Source organism: Burkholderia lata (genome assembly GCF_000012945.1).
Taxonomy (GTDB): domain Bacteria; phylum Pseudomonadota; class Gammaproteobacteria; order Burkholderiales; family Burkholderiaceae; genus Burkholderia; species Burkholderia lata.
Genome location: NC_007510.1, coordinates 1,645,567 through 1,662,814, shown reverse-complemented (window position 1 = coordinate 1,662,814; position 17,248 = coordinate 1,645,567). Strand labels below are relative to the sequence as shown.

The 17,248-nt window shown below is 65.5% G+C and carries 15 protein-coding genes and 1 pseudogene; 2 read left to right on the top strand and 14 right to left on the bottom strand.

Annotated features, from left to right (window positions below; genetic code table 11):
* Positions 1 to 20 precede the first annotated feature (20 nt).
* The 14 genes and pseudogenes from BCEP18194_RS13455 to BCEP18194_RS13390 all read right to left on the bottom strand — a co-directional run bounded on the left by BCEP18194_RS13455 (position 21) and on the right by BCEP18194_RS13390 (position 13,381).
* Positions 21 to 722 carry a DUF2968 domain-containing protein gene (locus BCEP18194_RS13455; protein ID WP_011351827.1) on the bottom strand — a complete coding sequence of 234 codons (702 nt, stop codon included), beginning with the start codon at positions 720 to 722 and terminating at the stop codon, positions 21 to 23.
* A 54-nt stretch (positions 723 to 776) separates the two neighbouring features.
* Positions 777 to 2,071, bottom strand: a pseudogene (locus BCEP18194_RS13450) (sigma 54-interacting transcriptional regulator).
* Between the two features lie 5 nt (positions 2,072 to 2,076).
* Entirely contained in the window at positions 2,077 to 3,888 is a 1,812-nt protein-coding gene (locus BCEP18194_RS13445; protein ID WP_011351825.1) for a TadG family pilus assembly protein, read from the bottom strand.
* Between the two features lie 12 nt (positions 3,889 to 3,900).
* Positions 3,901 to 4,233, bottom strand: a complete 333-nt coding sequence (locus BCEP18194_RS13440) for a DUF3613 domain-containing protein (protein ID WP_011351824.1) — start codon at positions 4,231 to 4,233, stop codon at positions 3,901 to 3,903.
* Positions 4,234 to 4,256: 23 nt separating this feature from the next.
* Positions 4,257 to 5,084 carry a pilus assembly protein gene (locus tag BCEP18194_RS13435; protein WP_011351823.1) on the bottom strand — a complete coding sequence of 276 codons (828 nt, stop codon included), beginning with the start codon at positions 5,082 to 5,084 and terminating at the stop codon, positions 4,257 to 4,259.
* 29 nt (positions 5,085 to 5,113) lie between these two features.
* Positions 5,114 to 6,112: a type II secretion system F family protein gene (locus tag BCEP18194_RS13430; RefSeq protein WP_011351822.1), complete on the bottom strand. Its 999-nt coding sequence runs from the start codon at positions 6,110 to 6,112 to the stop codon at positions 5,114 to 5,116.
* Positions 6,113 to 6,116: 4 nt separating this feature from the next.
* Entirely contained in the window at positions 6,117 to 7,097 is a 981-nt protein-coding gene (locus BCEP18194_RS13425) for a type II secretion system F family protein (protein WP_011351821.1), read from the bottom strand.
* Positions 7,090 to 8,433, bottom strand: coding sequence for a CpaF family protein (locus tag BCEP18194_RS13420; protein WP_011351820.1), 1,344 nt, complete (start codon positions 8,431 to 8,433; stop codon positions 7,090 to 7,092). Before BCEP18194_RS13420 ends, BCEP18194_RS13425 begins: the two co-directional genes overlap by 8 nt.
* 3 nt (positions 8,434 to 8,436) lie before the next feature.
* Positions 8,437 to 9,675 (bottom strand): fimbrial protein, encoded by a 1,239-nt coding sequence (locus BCEP18194_RS13415; protein ID WP_011351819.1) that lies wholly within the window; start codon positions 9,673 to 9,675, stop codon positions 8,437 to 8,439.
* A 75-nt stretch (positions 9,676 to 9,750) separates the two neighbouring features.
* Positions 9,751 to 11,082, bottom strand: a complete 1,332-nt coding sequence (locus BCEP18194_RS13410; protein ID WP_011351818.1) for a type II and III secretion system protein family protein — start codon at positions 11,080 to 11,082, stop codon at positions 9,751 to 9,753.
* 55 nt (positions 11,083 to 11,137) lie between these two features.
* A complete protein-coding gene (gene cpaB / locus BCEP18194_RS13405; protein WP_011351817.1) occupies positions 11,138 to 12,040 on the bottom strand; it encodes a Flp pilus assembly protein CpaB in 903 nt (300 codons plus the stop codon).
* Positions 12,041 to 12,135: 95 nt separating this feature from the next.
* Positions 12,136 to 12,630, bottom strand: coding sequence for a TadE/TadG family type IV pilus assembly protein (locus BCEP18194_RS13400; protein ID WP_011351816.1), 495 nt, complete (start codon positions 12,628 to 12,630; stop codon positions 12,136 to 12,138).
* Positions 12,627 to 13,121, bottom strand: a complete 495-nt coding sequence (locus tag BCEP18194_RS13395) for an A24 family peptidase (RefSeq protein WP_011351815.1) — start codon at positions 13,119 to 13,121, stop codon at positions 12,627 to 12,629. Before BCEP18194_RS13395 ends, BCEP18194_RS13400 begins: the two co-directional genes overlap by 4 nt.
* Positions 13,122 to 13,210: 89 nt before the next feature.
* Positions 13,211 to 13,381, bottom strand: a complete 171-nt coding sequence (locus BCEP18194_RS13390) for a Flp family type IVb pilin (protein ID WP_041492817.1) — start codon at positions 13,379 to 13,381, stop codon at positions 13,211 to 13,213.
* Positions 13,382 to 14,057: 676 nt separating this feature from the next.
* Between BCEP18194_RS13390 and BCEP18194_RS13385 the strand changes: the two genes are divergently transcribed.
* Complete coding sequence (locus tag BCEP18194_RS13385; RefSeq protein ID WP_011351814.1) at positions 14,058 to 15,734, top strand: collagen-like triple helix repeat-containing protein; 1,677 nt, start codon at positions 14,058 to 14,060, stop codon at positions 15,732 to 15,734.
* Positions 15,735 to 15,774: 40 nt separating this feature from the next.
* Positions 15,775 to 17,196: a collagen-like triple helix repeat-containing protein gene (locus tag BCEP18194_RS13380; RefSeq protein ID WP_011351813.1), complete on the top strand. Its 1,422-nt coding sequence runs from the start codon at positions 15,775 to 15,777 to the stop codon at positions 17,194 to 17,196.
* Positions 17,197 to 17,248 lie beyond the last annotated feature (52 nt).

Genomic DNA, 17,248 nt, shown 5'->3' with positions numbered 1-17,248 from the left:
TCGCCGCACCGCCGCCGGGTTCAGCGTGCCGTCGTCGGCAGGCCCGCATCGGCCTCACGCTGCAACGAACGCACCTGCTGCTGCAACGCACGCAGTTGCGACTGAAGCTCGGCCTGCTGCGCCTGCAATGCGGCCGTCTCGTTGCGTACGCTCTTCTGGCGATCCGCGACCGCCGCCTGCTGCTGGCGTGCGATCGAGATATCGGCCTGCAGACGCCGCGCGCGATCCTGCGTGACTTCGATCTGCTTGTCCATTTGCGACTTCTGCGATTCCAGCTTCGCCGCCCGCAGTTCGTTCACGGCCAGCCGCTCCGCCTGGCGCGAGAAATCGCGATAGATCGCTTCCGCACGCGTTTCGTCGTAAGTCTTGATGACGCGCCAGAACGCCTTCTGCTGGAACAGCGCGACGAAGTACGCACCGTCCTTCACGTTGAACAGCAAGCTCGCACCGTAGCTGCCGTTGTAGCTCGTGCGCATTTCCGTCAGCGTGTGTGACTGGATCTGGCGCTGCAAGTCGTCGACCGTGCTCGGCCCCGTCGACTCGCCCGCCTGCGGCTGCATCGACGCCTGCGAATCGATCACCGGAATCGCGGCCACCGGCGCCGACGCCTGCTGTACGGCCGGCGAACCGCTGTCTGCCAGACTTTGCGCGTATGCGCCCTGAATGCCTCCCGCCAGGGCGAACAATACGCACGCCCTTCCCAACCCCGTCATATGGCTCATGAAGTTCTATTCCCGCCCGAGTCGTTGTAATTCAGCGCGATTTTATCTCATTAATTACTCACTTTCGCGGGTCTCGGGCTCCTCGTCGAAGATCTGGTATTTGCGCATTTTTTCCCACAGTACCTTGCGGCTGATGCCGAGCTGCTGCGCCGTATCCTGACGCCGCCAGCCGTTTGCGTCGAGCGCCGCAATGACGCGGTTGCGCTCGTTCATGTCCCACTTGCTGCGGTCGACGAACACCTCGGCCGCGCTCTCCGCCGGCACCGGCTGCGCCGAATTGCGCGCATGCGCGATCAGCCGCTGCAATCGCGCGGCATCCCACCCGCCCGTCTGCCGCACCGTCACGCCGACACGCTCGGCAAGGTTGCGCAGTTCGCGCACGTTGCCGGGGAAATAGCTGTCCGCGACCGAATCCGTCAGCCAGTACGGCAGATCGGACAACTGAGCGAGCCGCTCCTCGCCGACGACCTGCGCGACGAACGACTTGAACAACGCGATCTTGTCGACGGCGCCGCGCTCTTCCAGCGACGGAATGCTCAGCTCGATCACCGCGAGCCGGTAATAGAGATCGGCGCGGAACAGGCCATCCTTCACGAGCTGCGGCAGCTTCTTGTTGCTTGCCGCCACCAGGCGGAAATCGACCTTGACCGGCGCCGACGCACCGACGCGCAGCACCGCGCCATCCTCGAGCACGCGCAGCAGCTTGACCTGCTGATACAGCGGCAGATCGCCGACTTCGTCGAGGAACAGCGTGCCGCCGCCCGCCTGTTCGAAATAGCCTTTATGCGCAACAACCGCGCCCGTGAACGATCCCTTCGCATGACCGAAGAACAGCGATTCGAACAGGCCGTCGGGAATCGCGCCGCAGTTCACCGGCACGAATTCGCCGTGCCGGTAGCGCGAATGTTTTTCGTGCAGCAGTTGCGCGATGCGCTCCTTGCCGACGCCGGTTTCGCCGTGCAGCAGCACGTTGGTGTCGCAGTCGGCGAACGTATCGACTTCGTGCAGCAGGGCCTGCATCGATTCCGAGTGCGCGACGAGTTCGGTCGGATGCGACGTTTCGGCCGTATGCGCCCGCAGCTGCGTGACGAGCTTGCCGATCATGCCGCGCAGTTCGGCGCACGTGAAGTCGAGCGGCAGGATATGCGAATACTCGGGCGGATACTGCGACGCGTCGTGATCGCCAGCGATGGTCGCAATGCGGCGCGCTCGGCCGAGACCTCCGCGTTGTCGGCGCGGATCACTTCGACGTCGAAGCTCGCCATGCACCGGGCGACGCGGTCGACGATGTCCGCCTTGCCTTCCCAGACGTACAGGTCGAGCTCTTCGATTGCGGGTGTGTTTCTCATCTTCTTCAGTAAACCGTTTGGGCAACCCCGCAACTGAGCGAGATCTGATGGACCGTCGCCGCGCCGACCTGGACTCCGAGGAGATTCAGCAACGGAACGAGAACTGCGTCGAGGCTCGACAGGAGCGGACCGAGCAGACCGGTCAGAAAGGTGAGCAACGTGGAGACGAAGTTCCCCGGAACCGTCAGCACGCTGGCGCCGAACAAGCCGACGTTGGCGGAAATGGTCGCGCCCGCGAGTTGCGTCAATGCCGAACTGAGTGCCGAGCCAAGCGCATTCGAGTTCACCGTCCAGTAGTCCGCATCGATTCCCGGCACCCCGTTGAAGGTGTGCGACTGGGAGGCGCCTTGCACCTGAACCGATACGTTGGACATGGAAACCGTCAACTGTGCGATCCCGAGAACATTTGCATTGATGATCTGTGCGGGCGACGTACAACTGTAAGTCGACGACAGGCTGATCTGGCCGGACGCATTGAGCGGCGGCTTGCCGATGCACAGATTCGCCACCCCCGGTTGCGCGGCAATGACGACCGTGCTTGCCGCCTGTGTCGACGCGCATTGTGTCGAGCTCAACGTCGCGGTGCCGGTGCCGACCTGCAGATAAATCGGCAGATTGACGTCGACATTCACGTTCAGCAGACTCAGCAGCGCGCCGAGCAGCGGCAACTGCGCCGTGCCAACGTCGACATTGAGATACACCCCCACCGCGGCCGTCGAAGCTTTCGTCCGCGGGGCCCCGGTCGACGGATCGATCCCGCCTTCGCCGATGCCGATCGACGGCGGACTGATGATCTGCACCTGCAACTGCGTCCCCGTCAGCCCGCCGAGATTCAGCGATGGGACATTGACCGTGACCGCCGGCTTGCCCGTTGCGGCGATTTCCGCGCCGACGAGCAGCAGGTCGAGCAGGTCCACTTGCGCATTGACCGCCGCCTGCGTATCCGCGAGCGCGACGTTCAGCAATCCGTTCGTCCCGCCGAGGCCGATCGTCGTCCCGGGAACGTTGGCGTTCAGAATCGTCTTCAGCGTGGCGAGGCCTGCCTGCAGGTTCGCGTTCGCGACGGCCGTCTGCGTGGCCGCATTCACCATCAATTGAATCAGTTGCGGCAACGTGAGCTTCAGCGCGAGCAACTGATCGACCGTGCCGACGCCCGCCGCCACGACGAGGTCGCCGACGGTCACGTTCGTGCATGCGAGCGCTTGATACGACCCGATGTTCAGGTTCAGGCTTGCGCCGAGCAACCCGCCGATCAGTCCGTTGACGAGCCCTGGATTGCCGGACGTCGGTGCGGAACCGCCGGCGCAACCGACGCCGCCAAGCGCGGCAAGCGTCGCGCCGACCGAGAACGTATCGATGTTCGTCGAGCGCGCAGTCGATACCGCGGACACCGGCTGCGGCGGCCCGACGAAAAAGAACGGCACCTGACGCGTGACCGTCACCTTGGCCGCGTTCAATTGCGTGGTGCCGGGAGTCGCGGCCGCATAGTAGCTGGGTTTCGGGTTGACCGCCGTGTCCCAGCGACCGCATTCGATGCTGATCGAATCGCCGTTCGATGCATTGAGCCCGTTCGACTGCGCATTACTGGTCGCAGTGGCAGTCGGCTGCGTGCATGTGTCGTCCATGCGCTGCACGGCCGCGAGCGCAGCCATGTCGGCAATCCGCTGCACGTCCCGACGCTGGTAGAAAAGGTTACCGACGCCAATCACGCCAAGCGTCGTGACGGCGATCAGCAACGCGACGATCGCCATCACCGAAAACGCACCGCGTTGTCGTGACGAGAAGCGGAATCCGCCGCGGCTGTGTCGGGTCTTCACCGTTTTGCTCCGTCAGTGCGCGAGGTCGCCACCGGACTGGCCGCCACCGCCACCACCACTGCCGCCGCTACCGCCGCCCGAAGTCGACATCGTGCCGAACCACTGCGGGATCGGCGCCTTGAACGAATCGATATACCGCTGATAGGCGTACGTACCGGCCGCGCCGTCGATCGGCTGCGGCGCGGCGGCCGCGCGATTCGAGCGCTGCAAGTCGAGCAACGCGTTCGTTGCATGACCGATTTCGGACGCCGGCGGGTTGCCTTGCGCATGAGCGACGCCCGCGCAAAGCGTGCACACGAACGCGATGCACGCGGCTCGCACGCGGACTGGGGAAAGGTGAAACATGATGGCCTCCGTGAATGTCGTCGTTATCGCGCGAAACGCTGCAGCAGCGGCACGGCAAGATCGAAGTTGTCGCTGCTCGCCACCGATGGCACGGTCGCATTGCCGGACGCGTGTACGACTGCCCGTTGCTTCGCGCGCATCGCGGCCGCGATTTTCGTCTCGTCATCGCGAATCTCGCCGCGCACCGCGGGCGAAAGCTTCTGCTGATCCATCAGCCGCCGCGCGTCCTTCCCGTGACCGCTCACGAGCAGATAAAGCACGAAATTGCTGAGGATTTTCGGATTTTTCTGCTCGAGCTCCGCCGCCTTCAACAGCGGTACGCGCGCCCCTGCCAGATCGCCATCACGCATCTGCGAATACGCGAGGTCGGACAGCGTCGCCGCATCGGTCGGCGCAAGCACCGTCGCCTGTTGGAGTTGCTGCGCGGCCAGCGCAAAATCGCCGCGAGCGCCGGCCGTCAGGCCCAGCCCGCGATAGCCGCGCGCGGCGAGCGGTGTCGTCAGCAACTTCGTATAGGCGGCCACACCAGCGTCGTACTGGCCAGTCGCGCGCAAGGCATCGGCGCGCAACAGGATCGTGTCTGGCGATGCGCCATACTGCTTCTCGTACTGGTCGATGTGCGCCAGCGACGCAAAATACAGGCCCTGCCCCTGCATCCGTTCGATCAGGCCAAGATACATGCCCGGCGTATCGGGCGGTGCGCTCTTGTCGGCAGCTGCCTGCATCAGCGCACCGCGTTCTGCCTGCGCACCGATCCCGTACCCGGATTCCTTGAACAACGAGCATCCGCTGGCGAGCAACGCGAACGCCGTCGCGCCTGCGATCGTGCGGATCCAGCCAAATCCATTCATCTTGTGTCGCTCCTTCCCTTCATGCCGCGTCAGCGTTGAAACTCGGCAAGCGCGGCCAGCACGGTCATGACCCCGGGCCCCGCGGTAACGATCAACAGTGCCGGCAACAGCGTGACGATCATCACGCCGGTCATCTTCACCGTCAGTCGACCGATCTGCTCGCGCAACGTCGCGCGACGCCCTTCGCGCAGACGATCGCCGAACTGCTTCAGCGGCTCCTGAACTGCACCGCCGTGCTTGTCCACCTGAATCAGCAATCGCACGATCGCGCGCAGATCCTCATTGTCGAAACTGTTCGTGAGGCGTTGCAGCGATTGTTCGCGCGTGCGTCCCGCCGCGAACTGCCGCTGGGCAACGGCAAGCTCCCACGACAGCACGGGCAGCATGGTCTGAAAATCGTGCACGACGACCTGGATGCTCTGATCGAGCGACAGGCCGACACCCTGCAGCAGCCGCAGCATGTCGACCAGCAGCGGCAATTCGGCCGAAATGCTCCGCCGGCGTGCAGTGGCTCGCCGGCGCACATAGATTTTCGGCAGCATGTATCCGGTGACGAGCGCGACCGAGATCCAGAGCGCCCAGCGCCCCCCGTGGCCGCGGCTGATCAGCACCAACACGGCGAGCGCAGGCAGCAGGACCGCGCACGCAATGCGTGCGCTGACGAACAGTGCTCTCGCCCGAACGTCGACGAAACCGCATTGCTCCAGCAGTTGACGATCTTCGTCCGCGATCAGATAACGGCTGAAGCCGGTTTCGAGCCACCGCATCCCGACGTCTTCGAAGCGTTCGCGCAACCCCGCGAGACGTGCGCGCGGCGCGGCGTGTCCAGCGGCATCCCTCGCGGGGTCAGCGGAACCGGCTCGCGCGGCCGCCGCTTCGACCGCCGCAGTCCGGCGGTCAAGCGCATTCACCAGCGCACGTTCGGCGCGCTGCACGAGCACGACGCGAACGATCGCCAGTACGGCAAGCAGCAGCACGCCGATCGATCCGAGCACCAGCGCAAGTGCGCCTAAACGGTTTGCATCCATCGATTCACCTCAACCGCGCGAGCCGGTACAACCAAAAACCGCCCATCGTCTGTAGCGCAAACGCCAGATAGACCAGCTGACGCCCGCTATCGTCGTTCCACATCGCCGTGAAATAGTGCGGGCTCGTGGCAATGACGAAGCTGCCGACCGCGATCGGCATCAGCGCCAGCACCCAGGCAGACATCCGGGTCTCAGCCGACATCGCGGACAGTTCGCGCTCCGCGTGCTCGAGGTCGCGCATGAACGTCGACATCCGGTCGAGCATCACGTCCGCCCGCCCGCCGTAGCGGACCGACAGACGCAGCACCGCGCCGACCAGTTCGAATTCGCGGATACGGTACGTGTGCGCGACATGCAGCATGGCGCGATCGATCTCGACGCCGGATCGCAGCATCCGCGACACGTCGTCGAGGCAGCGGCGCAGCGGCATCTCGGCCGTCTGAAGCGTCGACTGGAACGCCGCCGGCACGCTGTTTCCGAGCGTCACCAGCCGCACGATCCCGTCGAGAAACGAAGGCAGTTGCCGGACGATCTTCAGGCGCCGCCGGCTGATTCGCGACGTGATCCACAGCACGACGAGCACCCCGCCCGCCACGAGCGCGGCAGCCGCGGCAAGCACGCCGCCGGCCAGGCCGGCCCACAGCGCGAGCAGCGCGATGCCCACAAGCGCCAGCACGAGGCCGGCGCGAATCTCGTCAAGGCCCGCACGGTCGGACAGCACGGTCCACGCATCGAACACCGACGCACGCCAGCGCGCGAACCCTTGCTCCGGCGCCTGCGAATTCGCCGCACCGGGCGCCGCAGCTCGCGCGGCGCGCGCGTCGCCAGCCGGCGCTGCGGCGTGCGCGCCCTGTCCCACCCGGCTGTCGAAAAACCGCTGCGTATGGGCGCGCCCTTCGCGGACCTGGCTTCCGCGCCACAGCAGCAACCCGGCCGCCGCGCAGATCAGCGCGAACATCAGCGCCAGCAGGGTGGCGCTAGACATTGAAGCCCCCGCCTCGCCCGAAGTTGCCGCCAAACCCGCCGCCGCTCGACACAAGCGTGTTGCGGAAGCGTGCAAGCTTCGGCGAATGCGGATGAATGCCGAGCGACTCCCAATGATCGATCTCGTCGCCCTCTGGCGTGACGCGTGCCTCGTAGCGATACAGCTCCTGCGTCGATACGATGTTGTCCGACATGCCGGTGACTTCGGTGATCGACAGGATGCGCCGGCGGCCGTTTGACAGCCGGCCGATCTGCACGATGAAATCGATCGCGTTGGCGATCTGCCGACGCAGACTTGCCTCGGTGCCTTGAAAGCCGGCGAAGCCGGCAAGCATCTCGAGCCGGTACAGACACTCGCGCGGCGAACTCGCGTGCACGGTGCCCATCGATCCGTCGTGGCCCGTATTCATCGCCTGCAGCATTTCGAGCACTTCACCGCCGCGCACTTCGCCGACGATGATCCGGTCCGGCCGCATCCGCAACGTGTTGCGCAGCAGGTCGCGAATCGTCACGACACCGCTGCCGTCGAAGCCGCCGGGGCGACTCTCGAGCCGTACGACGTGCGGGTGATTCAGCGACAGCTCAGCCGTATCCTCGATCGTCACGACGCGCTCCACCATGGGGATGTGGAACGCCAGCGCATTCAGCAGCGACGTCTTGCCCGAACTGGTACCGCCCGACACGAGGATGTTGCAGCGCGCCTCGACCGCAGCCTCGAGCAGCCGCCCGATTTCCTCGTTGAAGGTGCCGTTGCCCAGCAGATCCTCGGGTTTCAGCGGGTCCTTGCGGAACTTCCGGATCGATACGACCGGGCCGTCGATCGACAGCGGCTCGATGACGACGTTGACACGCCCGCCGTCGGGCAGCCGCGCATCGACCATCGGATTCGATTCGTCGAGCCGCCGGCCGACCGGCGCGAGAATCCGTCGCACGATCCGCAGCAGATGGGCGTTATCGGTGAAGCGGATCGGCAGCCTCGACAGAATCCCGTGCCGCGACACATAGATGTCGTTGTATCCGTTGATCAGGATGTCCTCGACGTGCGGGTCCGCCAGCAGGTCCTCGATCGGCCCGAAGCCGGCGAGTTCCTTCGTCAGCGCCTCGGCAACCGCGCGCACCTCGCTCTCGTTGAGCGGGATCCGACGCAACCGCACGAAGCTGTCAATCTCGAGATCGACGAACTGGTTGATCGCCTGCCGCGACCAACGGCCGAATTCCGCACCCAGCTCCTCGATCCGCGTGAGCAAATGCTCGTGCGCGGCATTCTTGATGTCGTGGAACTGTTGCGTCTGCGAGAACGGCGCTGCGCCGTCGGCAAATTGAATGTCGTGTGCCATCGCTTACGACCGCTTCGTAGAGGATTGAATGATTCGCTTGAGTGCCGACAGGCCGCCCGCAGCACGCTGTGCCGCCCCGGGCGCCGGTGCGCCCGCGAGGCGCTCGACCAGCGGCCCGAGCGCACGCACGTACGGATCGCGTTCCGCGACCTCGGCAATCAGCTTGCCCTGGTTCGCCGCATGCCCGATCGACACGCGCCGTGACGGCAGCGTCGCAAGCAACGACAGATCAAGCCGTTCGGCAATCTGCGCGGGCATCAGCCCGAGCTCGGCGTCGAACTGGTTGACCACGAGCCTGATCCGTTCGGTCGTGGCGCCCGCATCGCGCAAGCCGTCCAGCATCTCGATCGCCGATACGACCGACGCCACGCCCTGGTCGCAAACGAGCCATGCTTCGTCGGCAAGATTCACGACCTGCGCAATGAATTCCCGATTCGGGAAACCGCCGAGATCGACGATCTGGTGATCGAAAAATGCACGCAGCCGGTTCAACAACGCCGCGCACGACGCCGTTGCCACTTCGCGCAGATCGGCGAGGTTCGGCGGCAGCGTGGTCAGCGCGACGCCGCTTGCATGGCGAGCGAGCGCAGTTGTCACGAACGTGCGATCGATCCGGCGCAGGTTGCGCACGGCCTCGACGAAATGAAATTCGCAGCGCGTGTTCAGGAACAGCGCGCCGTCGCCGGCCGGCAACCCGAGATCGAGGAGCGCAGCCGCGTGAGCAGGATCGGCGGGCCGCCTCTGCATCAGCACCGACAAGTTCGCGGCCAACGTACTCACGCCCATCCCGGCGCGCGCGCCGAGCAACGCGGTGACCTTCCCGTGGCGGTTCGCCGGCTCGCCGACGTTGTCGAGCAGCACGCGCGTGATGCGCAGCGCCTCATCGGCCGGTGCGGAAAAATCGACGAAATCGCGGACACCCGCGCGCAGCGCGGCGAGCGCCCCCTCCGGTTGCGCGAGCGAGCCCAGCGCAACGACCGGCACGCCCGGATGAGACAGGCGCACGGCGGCGACTACCGTGCTCGCCGCGGCGCAATCACCCGAAAAATCGATGAATACCAGCGCCGGATTCAGTACACCGATGCGCTGCGACAGCGCCGCACCTTCCAGCGGTGCCCCCTCGACCGCGCCAGCCGAGACCAGCGACTGGGACAGCCATTGCACGTGCTCCGCAAGCGACGATGCGCATACGAAGAGGTCGGTGACGGCGGGCTCAGCCAAAGAATAGGTTCTCGCATTCATTTTGGATACTCACAATGAAGCAAGGCGTCGCGTCGTGCGCGACCGCCTGCGCTGTCCCGTCATGATTCGGCGCGCTCATTTCGAGAACCCCGGCCCTGCATCCGGCGACGCCATGCCGCCCAGATAGGAACGCCACACGGGGCCGTCGCGCTGCTCGGACAGTTCTCCCGGAGTCGCCGGCAGCGACGCGCCCTGCGCGATCGGCGCAACGAGATGCGGCGTTACGATGATCACGAGTTCCTTGTCGCTCTGCTGATAGCTCAAATTCTTGAAAAACGCGCCGATGATGGGCAGATCGCCCAGGAACGGCACCTTGTTGACGTTCGAGGTCGTCTCGCGATCGATCAAACCGCCGATCACGAAGCTTTCGCCATCGCCGAGCTCGACCGTCGTATCCGCGCGCCGGGTCGTCAGCGCGGGCACCTGAACACCGTTGATCGTGATCGAGTGCACGAAGTCGAGCTGGCTCGACTCGGGCGCGACCTTCAGCGCGATCCGGCGCGGGTTCAACACGGTCGGCGTGACGGTCAGCCCCACGCCGTAAGGCTTCCATTCGATCGAGATCGTGCCCAGCGATTGCGGCACCGGCACCGGAATTTCACCACCCGCCAGGAAATTCGCGCTCTGGCCGGACAACGCGACGAGCGTCGGCTGTGCCAGCACGCGGGCGAGATTGTTGGCTTCGAGGATCGACAGATCGGCGAACAACCCGTGCGACACCGAATTGACGACCAGATTGAACGCTGACGAAATGGGCACGTTCGTGTTGTACGTAAGCGCACCGCCCGGCGAACCGGTAATCGACGTGAGCCCGGTCGGCGCGAAGGCACCGAACGAAAAACCGTTGCTTTGCTTGAAGAAGTTCAGCCCTGCCTGCTTCAGCACCGAACGGCTGAATTCGACGACGCGCACATCGACCTGCACGACGTTCTTGCCGGAGATCGTCGACGCATCGATCGTCGTCCCGTCCTTGCCGCTGACCGTCTTCGCCGCATGAACCGCCCGCTGATGCCCGTCGAGCGACCCGGACGCACCGCCGATCACCGTCGTGCCGCCGTACGTATTCACGCTCGACGTCCCACCGTCAAGCAACGCACGCGCCGCGCCGCTCGTGACGCTCACGTTGTAGACGGTCGGTTCGTCGTGACCGCGCTCCCAGATCATCACGTTCGTCGCGCCGGCGCTCTTCGCTATCAGCAGGACACCGCCACGCCCGCCCTTCACGACCATCACGTCGGCGACCGACGGATCGCCGACCGCAACCCGCTGCAGCGCACGCCCCGTCGCGAGCTGCCGTTGTGCGCCGACCGCCAGGCTGATCGTCCCGCTCGTGTCGGCCGCGCCCGACAGCGGCGGCATGGCCAGCGCGCTCAATGCAATAGCTAATCCAATCAGTTTCTTTTTCATTGTTTCGGAGGCATCGAACCGCCCCCCTTCTCTGGTTGTCGTCTTTGTCCCGCTCTCAATAGGCGACCATCTCGGCCCGCCCGCCGCGAATCACTTCGATACCGCCGCCGCTCGAATGCCGCGTGACCACCCGCGCCGCCGCAGCACGCGGGGCCGGCGCAGTCGCACTCTTCGACAACTCGCCCAGCACGACACCGGTGGCAGCAAGCGCCGACGGGCTCTTGTCGTCGCCCACTCGAACCGCGACGGTCTGCGCGGCGACATCGTCGTCACGCGGGTTGCGAAGCGCGAGCACGAGCCGACCGCTCTGCTCGGCGAGCGTCAGCGCGTCAACCTGCGCGGTGGGTACGGCAAGCACCGCGGTCCGCATGCCGACCACGGAACCATTCGAGCTGTCACGCTCGGTCGTTGCATCGCCAAACGAGAGCACCCGGACCTTCGACATCAGCAGGCGTGCCTGGGTATTCACGATCTCGGCCGTCGACGTGCCGCCGATCGCCACGCCAGTCCCGTCACGCTTCAGGTTCAAGAACACGTCGACATAGTTGCCGGGCCGCACGCGGTTGCCGACCGCGTTGGTCTCGTCAACCTTGATCGCGACGGCACGTTCTCCCGGCGCGATCTGCTCGGCCAGGCCGGACGACAGTGCGCTGGCGACGATAGCTGCCTGCGCCGGAATGTCCGCGGCCGGGACGCGGCCGACGAGTTGCAACGGATCGGCGAACGCGCCCTGCGGCGCGGCGGTCGACTGCTGGACCTTCAGTGCATCGGCCGGAATCGGTTGCCCGGCCGGCAATGCCCGCGTCGTGACGACGACCGGCACGCTTTGGGTAGCAACCGTCGCGGCGACCGGCGCGACATCCGCCGGCTTGCGACCGAGCATCCACGCATAGACGCCAAGAAGGACCGCGATCGCGATCAGCAAGCCCGCAATGATCTTCGTCAGATTGTTGGCCATGGTGTTGTTATGTTTCCCCGCTACTTACGATTGAATTCTCCGCGCGGCATTACCGACCGGCCACCCTCGATCACGCACGGCGCCATCGCTGTCTTCTAAATGATGTTGACCGGGCTGATCTGCACCATCGCCGTTCCGGTGAGCGTCGACGGCACCGGCAACAGCGAACCGAGCAGCGGGAACGCCGGGATCAGCGGGCTTTGCGAATACGGATAGGTCAGCGTGATCTGCACGCACAACATCGTCGCATCGTACGAACAGGTGCCTTGCTGCGTCTGCGCGCACGTCGCCCCCTTCAGCCACGTGGTCAGGTTCGTTGCAGCCGTGCAGGCAGCCTGGGCCCGTAACGCAAGCGCGGCTTGCTGCGCAGCCTGCACCGACGCAGCCGATCCGACCTGCTGATAGTTCAACGCGGCGCGTGCGCCCTCTGTCGCGGCAAGCGTCAGGTTTTGCTGCGCGGCAAAGATCATCCCGTACGTGATGATCGCGTACAGGATCAGAAAGAACATCGGCAGCATCAGCGCAAATTCGATAGCCGTCGTGCCGCGCTCGCGACGCCTCATGCCAGCTGCGACACGACGCGACGTCATTGCATCCCCCCGGTCGCGATCCTGTACACGCACCACAGCACCGCCGGAATCACGAGAAAGGCGGCATACGGCGACGCCCGGAATCCGGCGATCTCCATCGTCGGCGAGCGCCGCTGCCATAACGCCAATACCGGCGTACGGGTTGCGAAAACCAGTGTGCCGACATGGGCGAGCGCGAGCAGGCTCGCCATGATCCAGAGCCACAACAAGGCTTGAGGACCGCACCACGCGCCGAGCACCGCGAACACCTTGACATCCGCGGCGCCCATGACGCGCAGTACAAAAAACGGGAAAAGACTGGCAAGGCCGATCAGTGCGCCAATGAGCGCCTGATTCACCGATATGCCGAATGGATTATGTCCGGAGACCAGAAATGCGGATACAAATCCACCGATCACCAGTGAATTGGGTATACGCCTATGACGGATATCCTCGAGCGCGACAAGCACCGCCCACGCGAGGAAAACCCCGACGCCAGTTAGCAGGATCATTTACGCCCCGAGCGGCAAAACTTACCTACGCGGATTGCCGAAGCAATCCGCGTCCCTAACAACAGGGAAATGAGCTAAAAGCTCGGTCGTTATGCCTTCGGCAGCTGGCTCGCGATGTAGCTGAACGCCCCCGAGATACCCGTCGTCAACGTGCCAACGGCAGTGACGAGAGCAACGGCTACCAGTCCGGCGATGAGCCCGTACTCGACTGCGGTAACCCCGTCTTCTTCCTTAAGGAAACGCTTGATGATTGCTTTCATTTTATTCCTCGTGCCTGTATTTACGTTTTTTGGCCTTTTATACGTATATCCCCGCATATCCGGCCGGTTGCCCCGTTTTGTTCGCCACATCTGCTGTAACGACAGTCGGGTGCGCTTTCTTTATAGGTCGCCCCGAGGGGCATTGTTCACCATTTGATGCAAGTTAACATTCGCGATAGTGACCCTCCTCGAACGTTGTGTACCGAACCGTACATTTGCTTACATCTGCTCCGGATTCTATATCCGATCCCATTTAACTTCCAACCTCTTTTAACGACTTGGACGGAAAAAAATGGCCAGGAGCACAACGTATTTGTACGGCGTTTCGGTACGACTTACACATAGGATTTACGATAGGTTAGATGTGCACGCCTAATCCACCAGTAAAACCATTGCCTCGTCCACCAAGCCTGCGCGGCCCCCACGTTACGCCGCACGCGTAACGCCAATGTTGTGACGTTACGTTACGCAACGCTCGAAACCGTTCTCATTTGTCTGCGCTTAAACAGATTCAACAATCTTTCAATTTCCATAACTTCCTTTTCTGACAAGGAATTGCCTCGTTTAAAACCAGTTGTCGAACCGTCGAGCATCGAAATGGCACGACAGTTGCAGAGTAGTCCTCGCACCACTCAACACAACGCAGTTCACAACACATTTTTAATGCGAGGACAAAATGGACATTAAGGTTATCCCTCATGGCGTGTTCCGGACGACTCTGATCGCGGCCACCGTTGCAGCCATGCTTTCCCTCTCCGCGTGCGGTGGTTCCGGTTCCATCAGCCAGGGTCTCGGCGGCGGCTCGAGTTCGGGCGGCGGCGACACGATCTCCACGTCGGGCACGAGCGGTACCTCGGGCACCAGCGGTACCTCCGGCACGAGCGGCACGTCGGGCACCAGCGGCACTTCGGGTACCAGCGGTACGTCCGGCACCAGCGGAACCTCGGGTACGAGCGGCACCAGCGGTACGTCGGGCACGAGCGGTACTTCCGGCACCTCGGGTGTGTCGTCGAACCCGGTGGGAAATGTCCTCGCAAACAGCAGCAACATCATCACGGGTGTCGGCAGCACCGTCTCGGGTCTGGGCTCCGTCATCGGCAGCCAGTCGCTGCCGGGCGTCAACCCGGCCACCACGAAAGCCGCAGGCGGCGTCGTGCAAAGCGTCGGCGGCGCGGTGACGGCACTTGGCAACGGCCTCGGCAACGGTCTCGGCCAGCTCGGCGCGACGAAGGATCCGCTCGGCACCACGCTCGCCAGCACGGGTAACGTGGTCAATCAACTCGGCGGCGCGGTCACGCAGACCGGCACCCTGGTCACGAGCCTCGGCAGCGGCCCGCTGTCGCCGCTCGCACCGGTCACGGGCGCCGTCGGCGGCCTCGTGTCGACCCTTGGCGGTGCCGTCTCGAACGGCGGCAACACCCTCACCAACGCACTGTCGACCGGCCCGATCCAGCAAGTCACGCAGACGGTCAGCTCGGCCATCACGCCGATCACGACGATGGTCGGCCAGACGACCCAGACGATCGGCACGGCGACCGGCCTCGGCGCGCCCGTCAACACGCTGCTCGGCACGGTCGGCAACGGCCTGAACCAGGCCGGCGCCCTGCTCGCGTCAACGGGCGGCAACCCCGTCACGACCGGCCTTGGCAACACGGTCTCGTCCACGGGCAACACCGTGAAGGCCGTCGGTGGCCTGCTCACGGGCGGCAGCGGCGGCGTGACCAACCCGCTCGCCCCGCTCACGGGTCTCCTCACGACGGTCACGGGTACGCTCGGCGGCGCAACGGGTGGCGCCAGCAGCCCGCTCGCTCCGGTTACCGGCCTCGTCTCGACGGTCACCGGTGCGCTTGGCGGTGCAGCGGGTGGCGGCAGCGGCCCGCTCGCGCCGGTCACCGGCCTCGTCTCGACGGTCACGGGCGCACTCGGCGGTGCAGCAGGCGGCAGCGGCGGCCCGCTCGCCCCGGTCACCGGCCTTGTCTCGACGGTCACGGGCGCACTCGGCGGTGCAGCAGGCGGCAGCGGCGGCCCGCTTGCCCCGGTCACCGGCCTCGTCTCGACGGTCACGGGCGCGCTCGGCGGCGCAACGGGCGGCACGAGCAGCGGCCCGCTCGCGCCGGTCACGGGTCTCCTCGGCGCGGTCACGGGCGCACTCGGCGGCGTGACGGGCGGCGCAGGCGGCAGCAGCCCGCTCGCCCCGGTGACGAACGTCGTGTCCACGGTGACCAACGCGGTCGGCGCGCCGGCATTGACCGGCGGCACGGGTGCCGTCACGAACGGTGGCTCGTCGTCGAATCCGCTCGCACCTGTCACGTCGCTGATCGGCGGCCTGCTCGGCGGCACGCACGGCAAGTAAACCAACATCCATCAATCGACAAGACAGCGAGGAGTCAATCATGTCCCAGCAACGTTCTCTCACGACCGCCGCCGTGCGCCAATGGCGCGTGCCCCTCACGGCCTTCGCCGCCGCCTGCTTGCTGGCCGCCTGCGGCGGCGGCGGCGTCAGCTCGCCGCCGACCAGCAGCAACAGCAACAACCCGAGCACGAGCGGTACGCCGAGCACGAGCGGCACCAGCGGCACGTCGACCGGTACCAAGGGCGTCGTCAGCACGGTTGGCCAGACGGCCACCGACCTCGGCAGCACGGTCGGCAACATCAGCGTGCCGGGGCTCGGCGACGGCGTGACGAAGGGGGTCGGCAGCACGCTCTCCAGCACCGGCACGATCGTCGGCGCAGCCGCCGATGCCGTGAGCAACGGGCTGGGACAGATCGGCACGACCAAGGATCCGGTCGGCACGACCGTCGCAGGCCTCGGCAACGTGGTCGGCGCGACGAGCAACACAGTGTCCGGCCTGAGCTCGACGGTCAAGGCGCTCGGCACCGGTCAGCTCGCGCCGCTCGCGCCCGTCACGACCCCGGTCGGCACCGTGCTTGATACGGTGGCCAACGGCTTGACGGCCGCCGGCACGACGATCGGCTCGACGCTGTCGTCGGGCGCCGTGCAGCAGGTGACGCAGCCGCTCAGCTCGGCGATCACGCCGCTCGTGATCACCGCCGGCCAGGTCACGCAACAGGTCGGCACGACGACCGGCCTCGGCCAACCCGTCTCGGGCCTGCTCGGCCAGGTCGGCGGCGCGATCAGCTCGGCCGGCAAGCAGGTCGGCGGTACGTCGAGCCAGCCGCTCGTCGGCGATGTCGGCCAGCTCGTCACTGCGGTCGGCAACACCGTGACCAACGCGGGCGGCCTCGTCAACCCGAACGGCCCGAACGGCGCGGCACCGATCCCCGGCCTGATCACGAGCCTCGTCGGCGGCTCGACGGCGACCGTACAGAACGGCACGTCGTCGGGTTCCGGCTCGACGAATCCGCTCGGCGGCCTGCTGTCGGGTCTCGGCTCGACGCCGCTCGGCTCGCTCACGGGCGCACTCGGCGGCGCGACCGGCGGTTCGGGCAGCAGCCCGCTCGCGCCCGTCACGGGCCTCGTCTCCACCGTCACCGGTGCACTGAGCGGTGCAGCGGGCGGCAGCGGCGGCCCGCTCGCCCCCGTCACGAATCTCGTGTCGACGGTCACGGGCACGCTCGGTGGCGCAACGGGTGGTGCAGGCAGTGCAAACCCTCTCGCGCCTGTCACCGGTTTGCTGAATACTGTCACCGGAGCAGTTGGCGGCGCAGCAGGATCGGGGGGAGCGAGCCCGCTCGCACCGGTCACGTCGCTGGTCGGCGGTGTCACGGGTTCGGCATCGTCGGGCGGCGGGTCGACGGGCCTGCTGGCACCGGTAACGGGATTGCTGGGTACGCTGGGTAGCGTTGGCAAGTAAGGAGGACGGTCGCACCTTCGCAGCCGGAGCGGATGGCGCGACCGTACAAACA